Source organism: Streptomyces sp. NPDC004561, from assembly GCF_053602155.1.
This window is the reverse complement of the sequence record NZ_JBSGDB010000882.1, coordinates 1-1,599: the sequence shown is the minus strand read 5'-3', so window position 1 is coordinate 1,599 and position 1,599 is coordinate 1. Positions and strand designations below refer to the sequence as shown.

Sequence of the window (1,599 nt, the reverse complement as noted above, 5' to 3'; positions counted from 1 at the left end):
GGCACCGGGTGCGGGTGCCGCGGGGCCTCGCCTCCGGCGACCCGGTGTGGATCCTCTCCGCCGGCGCCTACGCCACCAGCTACATGACACAGGGGTTCAACGGCATCCGCCCGCTGCCGTGCGTGTGCGTCCGCGCCCAGGAAGGACACCACTGACATGACAGCCCTCATACGGGGCATCACCGAGACCGACTGGCCCGAGGTCGCCACCCTGGAGGCCGGGGCCTACGCGGACACCTCGCTCACGGAGGGCGAGGCGGTGCTGCGCTCCCGGGCCGCGGCGGGCACCTGCTTCGTCCTGGACCACGACGGCCGGATCGCGGGCTACGTACTGGCCCTGCCCTACCCGAGGTTCCGCTGCCCGGACCCGACCCGGTCCGAGCAGGCGGTCCACCGCTCCTCCAACCTCCACCTGCACGACCTCGTCGTCACCGGGCGGCTGCGGCGCAGAGGGCTCGGCACCCGTCTGGTCGGCCATCTGACGGACGTGGCCCGCACCCGCGGCTTCGAGACCATGTCGCTCATCGCCCTCGCCGGCAGGGAGCCCTTCTGGCGGGCCAACGGCTACCGCCCCCACCCGGAGGCGCGCGTGCCGGCGGGCTACGGCAGCGGCGCGGTCTACATGTCGGCCCGGCCGGCCGCGGCGCGGAAGGCGGACCGATGACCACACCCTCCTTCCGGCGCGCCAAGTGGTCGATCGCGGCACTGTTCTGCTTCCTCGGCCTCCAGTACGGCACCTGGGTCTCCCGCCTCCCCGCGCTGAAGACCCGGCTGGACCTGGGCGCCGGGGAGGTCGGACTGCTGCTGATGGCCTGCGGCGCGGGCGCGGCGGCCGCCTTCCCGCTCGTCGCCGTCCTGATGCGCCGCCTCGGCTCCCGGCTCCTGTCCCTCGTCTCCGCCCTCGGCCTCGTCGCCGTGCTCGCGGCCCTGTCCGTCGTACCGAACTACCCGCTCGCGCTGCTCGCCGTCTGCGCCGACGGCGTCGCGGTCGGCTGCCTGAACGTCGCCATGAACGCGCAAGGGGCCGCCCTGGAGACGGCGTACGGCCGCGCGGCCATGTCCCAGCTGCACGCCACCTTCAGCGGCGGGCTGCTCGCCGCCGCCCTGCTGGCCTCCGGCGTCACCACCCTGACCGCGTCCGTCCCGGCCCACTTCGCCGTGGCCGGATCCCTGTTGCTGCTCCTGCTCACCGGCGCCCGCCCGGGCCTGCTGACCCACCCGGAATCCGGGCCGGCGGACGAGCCGAGGCGGCGGCGCCGCCTGGCCCTGCCCTCCGGGACCACCCTGCTGATGGGCTGCGCCATGGCGTTCGGCACGATCACCGAGGGCGCCATGAACGACTGGTCGACGCTCTACCTCAAGGACGTCGTCCGGGCGTCCGCGACGGTGGCCCCGCTGGGCATCGCGGTGGTCTCCGTGATGATGCTGCTGGCCCGCGTGTGCGCGGACCGCTGGCGCACCCGCTGGGGCGACGGCCGGGTGGTCCGGGTCGGCAGCGCCGTGGCCCAGGTCGAGACGGTTGCACGCCTCGGCGAAGCGCAGGTAGGTATCGACGCTTGCGACCACAATCCGGGCATCCACTTTCAAGTTCTCGATGCCC

Annotated in this window: 1 protein-coding gene and 3 pseudogenes; 3 read left to right on the top strand and 1 reads right to left on the bottom strand. The window is 74.0% G+C overall.

Features of this window, described 5'->3' with window-relative positions; genetic code table 11:
* The 3 genes and pseudogenes from ACWEN3_RS46380 to ACWEN3_RS46370 all read left to right on the top strand — a co-directional run.
* Positions 1-155 (top strand): annotated as a pseudogene (locus ACWEN3_RS46380) (type III PLP-dependent enzyme); the annotation flags it as partial.
* A gap of 1 nt (position 156) precedes the next feature.
* Positions 157-663 carry a GNAT family N-acetyltransferase gene (locus tag ACWEN3_RS46375; RefSeq protein WP_452984451.1) on the top strand — a complete coding sequence of 169 codons (507 nt, stop codon included), beginning with the start codon at positions 157-159 and terminating at the stop codon, positions 661-663.
* Positions 660-1,439, top strand: a pseudogene (locus ACWEN3_RS46370) (MFS transporter); the annotation flags it as partial. The gene ACWEN3_RS46375 and the pseudogene ACWEN3_RS46370, both read left to right, overlap by 4 nt.
* Positions 1,440-1,498: 59 nt before the next feature.
* On the opposite strand, the pseudogene ACWEN3_RS46365 reads toward ACWEN3_RS46370, so the two are convergent.
* Positions 1,499-1,599, bottom strand: a pseudogene (locus tag ACWEN3_RS46365) (gas vesicle structural protein GvpA); the annotation flags it as partial.